8 protein-coding genes and 1 pseudogene are annotated in these 7,019 nt (G+C 58.3%); 6 read left to right on the top strand and 3 right to left on the bottom strand.

Going from position 1 to position 7,019, the window contains the following annotated elements; genetic code table 11:
* Positions 1 to 59: 59 nt before the first annotated feature.
* Positions 60 to 380, bottom strand: coding sequence for a toxin-antitoxin system TumE family protein (locus GNZ13_RS51465; RefSeq protein WP_236001762.1), 321 nt, complete (start codon positions 378 to 380; stop codon positions 60 to 62).
* Between the two features lie 179 nt (positions 381 to 559).
* On the opposite strand from GNZ13_RS51465, the gene GNZ13_RS01775 reads away from it, so the two are divergent.
* Positions 560 to 1,546, top strand: coding sequence for a hypothetical protein (locus GNZ13_RS01775; RefSeq protein ID WP_172159935.1), 987 nt, complete (start codon positions 560 to 562; stop codon positions 1,544 to 1,546).
* Positions 1,547 to 2,118: 572 nt separating this feature from the next.
* Here GNZ13_RS01775 and GNZ13_RS01770 read toward each other — a convergent pair.
* Positions 2,119 to 2,468 (bottom strand): annotated as a pseudogene (locus GNZ13_RS01770) (MFS transporter); the annotation flags it as partial.
* A gap of 729 nt (positions 2,469 to 3,197) precedes the next feature.
* Between GNZ13_RS01770 and GNZ13_RS01765 the strand changes: the two are divergent.
* On the top strand, positions 3,198 to 3,503 hold the full coding sequence (locus GNZ13_RS01765) for a hypothetical protein (RefSeq protein ID WP_328807159.1): 306 nt from the start codon (positions 3,198 to 3,200) through the stop codon (positions 3,501 to 3,503).
* Positions 3,504 to 3,842: 339 nt separating this feature from the next.
* On the opposite strand, the gene GNZ13_RS01760 is transcribed toward GNZ13_RS01765, so the two are convergent.
* A complete protein-coding gene (locus GNZ13_RS01760) occupies positions 3,843 to 5,603 on the bottom strand; it encodes an ATP-binding protein (RefSeq protein WP_172159933.1) in 1,761 nt (586 codons plus the stop codon).
* Between the two features lie 193 nt (positions 5,604 to 5,796).
* On the opposite strand from GNZ13_RS01760, the gene GNZ13_RS01755 reads away from it, so the two are divergent.
* From GNZ13_RS01755 to GNZ13_RS01740, 4 genes are all read left to right on the top strand, one after another.
* Entirely contained in the window at positions 5,797 to 6,186 is a 390-nt protein-coding gene (locus GNZ13_RS01755) for a response regulator (protein ID WP_172159931.1), read from the top strand.
* Positions 6,170 to 6,358 carry a hypothetical protein gene (locus GNZ13_RS01750; RefSeq protein WP_172159929.1) on the top strand — a complete coding sequence of 63 codons (189 nt, stop codon included), beginning with the start codon at positions 6,170 to 6,172 and terminating at the stop codon, positions 6,356 to 6,358. The genes GNZ13_RS01755 and GNZ13_RS01750 overlap by 17 nt, the downstream gene beginning before the upstream one ends.
* A 24-nt stretch (positions 6,359 to 6,382) precedes the next feature.
* On the top strand, positions 6,383 to 6,622 hold the full coding sequence (locus GNZ13_RS01745) for a DUF2442 domain-containing protein (protein WP_172159927.1): 240 nt from the start codon (positions 6,383 to 6,385) through the stop codon (positions 6,620 to 6,622).
* Positions 6,623 to 6,833: 211 nt separating this feature from the next.
* On the top strand, positions 6,834 to 7,019 hold a 186-nt coding region (locus GNZ13_RS01740; protein WP_172159925.1), incomplete at its 3' end, for a cold-shock protein.

Raw genomic sequence — 7,019 nt, 5'->3', positions numbered from 1 at the left:
CCATCGTCCGCGCCTTGAATTGCTCCATCGGAGCAATCCCGACTTTCAGGATGTGTTCGTTAGTCATCGCTCTCGCTCCTTTCCTTCATCACTGTTTCGACTTCGGTCCAGAAGTCTGCAAGCAACGTCGCGGCATCCATGTAATCGTAAAACCGGACGCGCTCGCCGGCGTGCTTGTGGTCGTACTCGATTCGCGTTCTGGCACCCGGGCCTGAACCCTCGCGGATCGCATGCGCGTTATCGAATCCCAGCAGGCGAGTACCCTTTTCGTCATGCAGCGTCAGCGAATACTTCAACCCGTGCGGGCGCTCCGGTGTTGCGTCGATCCGCGCTACTTCAAATTTCACCCAACAACACCCGGTGTCGTCGACGGTGTACATCACGCCGTCCAGCTCGAGCAGGGTGTCCAGGCTGTGGTCTCGATCTGTCATGGGACGTATGTTATCACCCGATGACAACAAATGCAAGGAATGCGCCGGTTACCGGGAAAAACCGAGCGTGTGCGCGGCTTTAACGCGCGATTTACCCCGCTTCCTCGCTAGAACTGCAAAGGTCTAGAATGCAGTTCACGTTTCCTGAACTCGACTGGAAAGAGAACATGCCGGTAATCAGAATCGCTGTTGCGGACGACGATCCGGACTCAGCCTGCTATGCAGCTGCGGTAATGGCTGCGACGCTCGCGCAGGCATCTGAGCCGCTCCCGCCGTTGCCGGCGCAGGGGAAATGGAGCAAGCCTGAAAAAACGCTGCCGGAGAACCCCAAGCGGCTGACGCTCAAGCAGCATGTCTTTCCCGTGCGCAGCATAGAGCGGTTTGTCGATCAGAGCGGGCGCGTGTCCGTGTTCGATATGCTCAGGGTGAAGGAGCACCCTGCTCGGCCGGAGGACATCCTGTTTTGTGCGCGGCGTGCCTGGGACCAGCGGACGGAAGCCGGCATAACGCAGATCGAGAACAAGTTTCAGGAAGTCGTCCAACCGATCATCGAAGGCCAGGTCAACACGATAGCGCCGGAGCATAAGCCCGCGATCGATTCCATGTTTGCGCTTTGGGTCATGCGGACGCACTTCCGGGGACTCGCCGCGCAGGAGCTTCAATTGTTCGGAGTTCGTGGATACGACCTTACCAAGGCTCATGAGGAGCATCTGGAGAGCACCGATCGCCTGTTCGTGAGAAGAGGAGGAAAAGTGCCTGCGCGGCAGATCAACGGGGCGCAACTGCAACTGCGTGTAAGTAGCTACACGCGCGATCTTGCCGCTGCCCTCAACGGATTGGGGGTCGTTCATGCGCAAGCCGGCGAGTTCATCGTGCCGGACGTTCCGACGCTCAAAATCGCCGCTTTCATCCCGTTGTCCCCGACGCTGGCCCTCATCGGTGCCGTCCCGGATGGAGATGTCGTTGAACAAACCGTGGCAGAAGTAAACAGCGCTCTCAAGGCAGGTAGCCGGGAATATTACTTCGCACGTGACCTGTCGAAATGCCCGTTTTTCGCGACATCCCCGTCTACTGACGCCAACGTGCCGGCGGATTCTGTGCAGCGCATCACGTAGCGGCGTTGATGTTCGGTCATGGGACCGAAGCCGAGCGCCTGGTATGCGCAGACCTGATGCTCGACAAGCGTGTCGGTATGGCCGTCCGCCAAATGCCAAACTTCCAAGCGCGGGACGCGCGCATATTCGGCCACGCCGAGGCGAACACCGACATATGACTCGCCTTGCCGCCAGTTCCATAGAAAAAGCCCACAAAACACGTGGGCTTTGCAACTTGGCTTTGCGTTCGGCATCGAATTGCGGAACAGCCTTTTCGACCGCCGTTCACGTCGCTCGCATCAGTGTGCTAATCTAGCCACCTATGTCTCACGCCTGAGTCATGTATGACCCGTTAGTGCGGCGAAAACATAGACCGCTGCAATGCTGAAATAATGCGCTGCAAGAAGCAGGTAACACTGGTTTGCTGTACTCATGTGCCTTTCCAAAGAGGTACGTGATTCGAAGGGCTCGCCCGACCCCGCGAAGGTTATATGGGCGATGTCCCTTCCCTATTCGAGACGGCGCGATCACTCGCGCCGTTTCTTTTTGAGCGATAAGACTGCTCAAAATCCATCTTCCGGCTGCGCCCTTTATCACTTGCGCAGCCGCATATTCATCTTCGCGACGATTATAAGCCAGCAAAACACGAGTCCCCAGCACGGGAAAAATTAAGGCGCCCTGCCCCATCACGCCGCCTTGTCAGGCCGATCGACTGCGTCGTGTTGTACACGCTCGTAGCCGCGCCCTTGCGCGAGCCCGGCGCCAGTTTCGACACCAGCGAAGGCTGCGACGCTTCAAGAATATTGAAGCCGAGAAAGTAGACAAAGATGATCGCCGCCACATTCAGAATCGTATCCGGTGCGACGGCCAACAACAACTGTCCGATCAGGATAAGACCGATCGCCGACAGCAGCACGATTTTCATTTTTCCGCGTTTGGCCGCCGCAAAATCCAACTCGGATAAGCTCCCAGAGCCGCAGAACCCGTCCAACAAGCAGTGCAGCATGGCGACTTTCTTCATCACACACACCAGTTCGACCTTGATCGCCGTCGTGGCGTTGATCGGCTCCTTGAACTTTTCGGCGACGATCGGCTAAGACTTGCATCGTAGTGCAATAGTGGCCAGTTTTGTGAGTTCTGAAATCGACTGTTTCAAAGGCACTGGTCGGATGAAATGGCGTCGCCATCGATACAATTCATTGAGGGCGCTTTCCTTATTTCTATTCACAATCGCGGACGTCTCTGAGGTTTTTTATTCCAGGTGCTGCATATGCGCATTGCTCCGCGATTTGCGTGAACAACGTCATTGATGCTTCGCGTTGGCTGCCAGTCGAAGCATGCGTATTGGACCCCGTTGGATGCACCAAGTCTGATTGCTCTGAGCCGACCAGGCCGCAGGCTTAACGACACGTTTCGTTACACACAAACACATCGGTAACTCCCTCTCCCGATAGTGTGGTTTCAAGAACAACGGGTTGGGGCACTGTATGAAGAGAATCCTTGTGTGGACGCTAGTGGCCATATGTCTGGGTAGCGCATTGAGCGGCTGCATCGTCGTTCCCGAAGGCGGCGAATATCATCACCATCACGACTACGACCGCTACTAATGGAAGCGGGGCTCCGTGGAAGCAGCCGCACTGACCTGCCTATACCTATCGGAAAGGAGGACAGAATGAACATCACATCCAGTCGTCTGCTCGCCATAACCCTCGTTACGGGTCTTGGCATCGGGGTATCGTCCGTCGCACTCGCGCACGTCGACGTTGGCGTTGGTATCGGAGTGCCCGCGCCAACGTACGCGCCGGCACAGCCATACTTCGAGCCGCAACCGGAGTATGCACAACCTCCGGGTGTCGTCGTCGTGACACCGGGCTGGTACGGTGACAGGTACTATGACGGACATCGTTATTGGGCACGTCGAGAGTGGGAGGAGCGCCATCACGATTGGGCACGAGGTGATTGGCATCACGACCACTAACGCAGCCTCGGGCGGAGCGGGCGATAAATCGTGCGAGCCGGTTCCGCCCGACCGGCAGGTTTGCCTCATGTATGTGAATCGCGGCAATCAGACTTCCGTACGGACGTCTGTGCTGTCTACATCGGCGACCCAGCGGACGAGGACAACGAGTTGACTGGTCATGGAACCATTGCGGCGAGCGTGGCTGACGAGATACTCGACCTGACGCGCGCTGGCATAAACCGGATATCGGTCGACGCCCGGACCTACCGGTTTTTTCGAAGCCTCACGCACGTCGCTGACGTTGGAGCACTGATATTTGCCTTGACATACGACTGCACACGTACTGGCCCATATTCTCTACGAGCACAACAGGACATCCGCGAGGTCGTCCAGCGACAATGGTTTGGTGAGGTAAAAGTCAAATACGCGTTCGTCCGTCAGAGGTTTGCTCGCGTCTTTGGCATAACCCGTCACTGCCACGAGTTTCATCAGGGAACACTGCGCGCGTTGTCTGAGGAGGCGCGCAAGCTCAAGGCCATCCATGTCGGGCATGCTGATATCAAGCAGGGCAACATCGGGGGCGAACGATTCTACTATCGAGAGCGCCTCAGGCCCGCTTTGCGCCCGCCTCACTTCGTGACCTTCCAGTTCCAGTAACGTGGCCAGTGCCTCCGTGGTGTCGGCGTTGTCGTCCACCAGAAGGATACGAACCGGTGCCACCCTGAGCATCGTGGCCACGGTGGGCTGGTCCGAACCTTCGCAGACAATCGGCAATCGCACGGTAACCTCCGTACCCTGACCTTCGCCAGCGCTCGCAATGGTGACGGTGCCGTTGTGTGCGCTCACCAGATACTTCACGACAGCCAGTCCGATTCCCAGTCCCCCTTCCGCACGCTTCCGTGCTGAAGGCGACTGGGCGAACATATCAAAGACGTGTGGCAGCATGGAAGCTGAAATGCCCGTGCCGTTGTCTCTCACCGTGATGACAGCGTTGCGAGGCGAAGCGTTGTGCGTCGACTCAATGCTGACATCCGGTGCTTCGACCACCAAGGCGATGTTGCCGTCGGGCGGCGTGTATTTCACGGCGTTCGACAAAAGATTCGCTACGACCTGGGTGAGGCGGGCGGGGTCCGCATGAACGCGGACCGGATACGTCGGAACCGTGACCTGCAGTCGGTGCTGACCGTTGCTGACGTCGGCCTTCACCGCAGCCACCGCGTCGGCCACGATGTCCTGCAGCAGCCCATACGAAGGACGGATTGAGAGTTTGCCGTGCCTTATCCGCGACGCATCGAGCAGGTCGCTGACCAGTCGCTTCAGTAGTCGTGTCTGCCGTTCCGCGATATCCAGCGCAGACAGCACGGCGGGCTGTCCTGCGGAGAGTTTCCGCGCTGCCGTCAGCGCGCTATCAATGGGCGCAATGGGATTGCGCAGTTCGTGGCCGAGCATCGCGATGAAGTCGTCCTTGCGCGTTTCAGCTGCCGCCAGTGCGTTCCTTGCCGCCTCCGCTTCTGCCGCCCGGGCCTCCGCGTCGGCCTTCGCCTGCGCGTTGGTGAGCGCGGCGCACGTGAAATTCGCCAGACTGGTCAGAATACGACGGTGCTCGGCGTCAAAGTGATGGTGCTCGTCGTGAGATATCACCCACAGGGTGCCCCACGGCTCAGGCTCACCCGGAATCGGCACCACAAGCTCTTCAACAGCTTTGGGAATAACGCGTTCCAGGCGCGCAAAGTGGCGTTGGGGAAATGAGAACAGTTGCGCCGCACCCAGCTCAAGCGCAATACCACTTGGGCTGTCTTCAACCGTCGCTATGGTGTCCGCGAGAGCGGTGCCATGACCCGCAAGCGCGGCCCAGCGCAACACCGTTGTGCCATCGGCACCGCGTTCCAGCAGACCGATGCCGGCGCTATCGGCACCGCACAGATTCAGTGCCATGTCAGCCAGGGTCTGCAGCACGGCGCCGTCTGCCGACGTGAGCGCCCGTGCCAGGTGGTGCAACGCGTCGTTTTCCGCCGCGAAGTCAGGCGAGCGATGGGGGCGTTCCTCGAAAGCCGTTGTGATTAACGTGCCCGCGCGCCGTGCGCGGTCCGCTGCGGGTGACGCATCCGGTCCGGCCATATGCGCTCCAGGGTTGTAACTTGTATTAAGGATGCACGGAAGAAATTGCCGTGCTGGATGAATTGTAGCCCCCGCAACTTAAGAGTCATGTCGGCAAGGCCGACGCTGCTTGCGCCAGTGACAAAGCCGAGGGGCAGGAACGCCCATTGCGGCGCTACTGGTTGCCCCCTCGGGGCAAACGGGGTTCCCTGGATTGGCGACGATACTGCTTGTAGACGACGACCCGAATATTCTGCGTCCGCTTAGATTACTGCTTGAGCGGGAAGGATACCGCGTGCTCACTGCGCCAGATGGGCAAGCCGCGCTGGCTGCAGCTGTCGTCGAGAGTCCGAATCTCATCGTGACCGACTGGATGATGCCGCGCATGGATGGTGTTGGACTGTGCCGGCAGCTCAAGGACGACGCGGCGACAGCCGACATTCCAGTGGTCATGCTGTCAGCCGCGTCGCCCTCTCCTCCGGCAGAGCCGCTGTGGAATGTCTTTTTGCCGAAACCCACACCCATCGCTCGACTAATAGAGGTGATTCGCACCCTCCTGAAGGGGCGCGGTTCAAGCGCGCCAGCTCATGCGTTCGAGCGATGAGATATCCCATCAACTTCCCTTTGACGTAACTTTACCGGTCAAACCTGGCAAACCACTGACCGGCGACATCGCGTTGAAAATGAAGGAACGTATCACTTCCATTCCAACGCTGGCGCGGGCCTTCTTTCCGGCATTCTTTCTTGAACGCCGCTCTGCTGCGGCCTATCTTTAAGTTGATTCACATCAGGAGATGACCATGAACCGCGCTGCGGTGGACGTGCATTTTGACCGCGTACACATGTTTCTCGACATGTCCGACGGTCCCGCCGTTCAATTTCCACTGGACTGGTTTCCCGTGTTGCAGGCCGCCACGGCAGCCGAGCGCGAACACTTCGCCATCTCCCTGGACCATGAGCAGATATTCTGGCCTGAAATAGATGAAGACGTGAACGTTCCAGCGTTGCTTTCATACCGGCCCGAGAACGCCGGCAGCTAGTGGACCACAGTTGCGCGTCTTCTGCCTGGACCTCCGGCGCAGCGTTGCATTGTATGTCGCGAGGTCCTTTTTTGTCGGCAGCAGCCCTGCGGCCTTGATGAAGTCTCAAATGGCAATGGACTTGACGCCCCGTTATCCGAAGGCATTGAATGTTCTATGACGCGGCGGATAGCGTCCATACAACGCGATTCTTGTCATTCTGGACACAATGATGGCGACCGGTACTGTGAAGTGGTTCAACGATTCGAAGGGCTTTGGCTTCATCACGCCTGACGATGGCGGCGAGGACCTGTTTGCTCATTTTTCGGAGGTGAAGGCAGAGGGCTTCAAGTCTCTCCAGGAAGGGCAAAAGGTGAGTTTCGAACTGAAGCAAGGTCCGAAAGGTAAGCAAGCCGCT

The sequence above is a fragment of the Paraburkholderia elongata genome, assembly GCF_013177735.1.
Taxonomy (GTDB): domain Bacteria; phylum Pseudomonadota; class Gammaproteobacteria; order Burkholderiales; family Burkholderiaceae; genus Paraburkholderia; species Paraburkholderia elongata.
This window is presented reverse-complemented; position numbering and strand designations above follow the sequence as displayed.

Excerpts from the sequence above, each read along its gene's own strand:
- GNZ13_RS51465 (WP_236001762.1), bottom strand. The coding sequence starts at position 380 with ATGTACACCGTCGACGACACCGGGTGTTGTTGGGTGAAATTTGAAGTA.
- GNZ13_RS01775 (WP_172159935.1), top strand. The coding sequence starts at position 560 with ATGCAGTTCACGTTTCCTGAACTCGACTGGAAAGAGAACATGCCGGTA.
- GNZ13_RS01765 (WP_328807159.1), top strand. The coding sequence starts at position 3,198 with ATGAACATCACATCCAGTCGTCTGCTCGCCATAACCCTCGTTACGGGT.
- GNZ13_RS01760 (WP_172159933.1), bottom strand. The coding sequence starts at position 5,603 with ATGGCCGGACCGGATGCGTCACCCGCAGCGGACCGCGCACGGCGCGCG.
- GNZ13_RS01750 (WP_172159929.1), top strand. The coding sequence starts at position 6,170 with ATGCGTTCGAGCGATGAGATATCCCATCAACTTCCCTTTGACGTAACT.
- GNZ13_RS01745 (WP_172159927.1), top strand. The coding sequence starts at position 6,383 with ATGAACCGCGCTGCGGTGGACGTGCATTTTGACCGCGTACACATGTTT.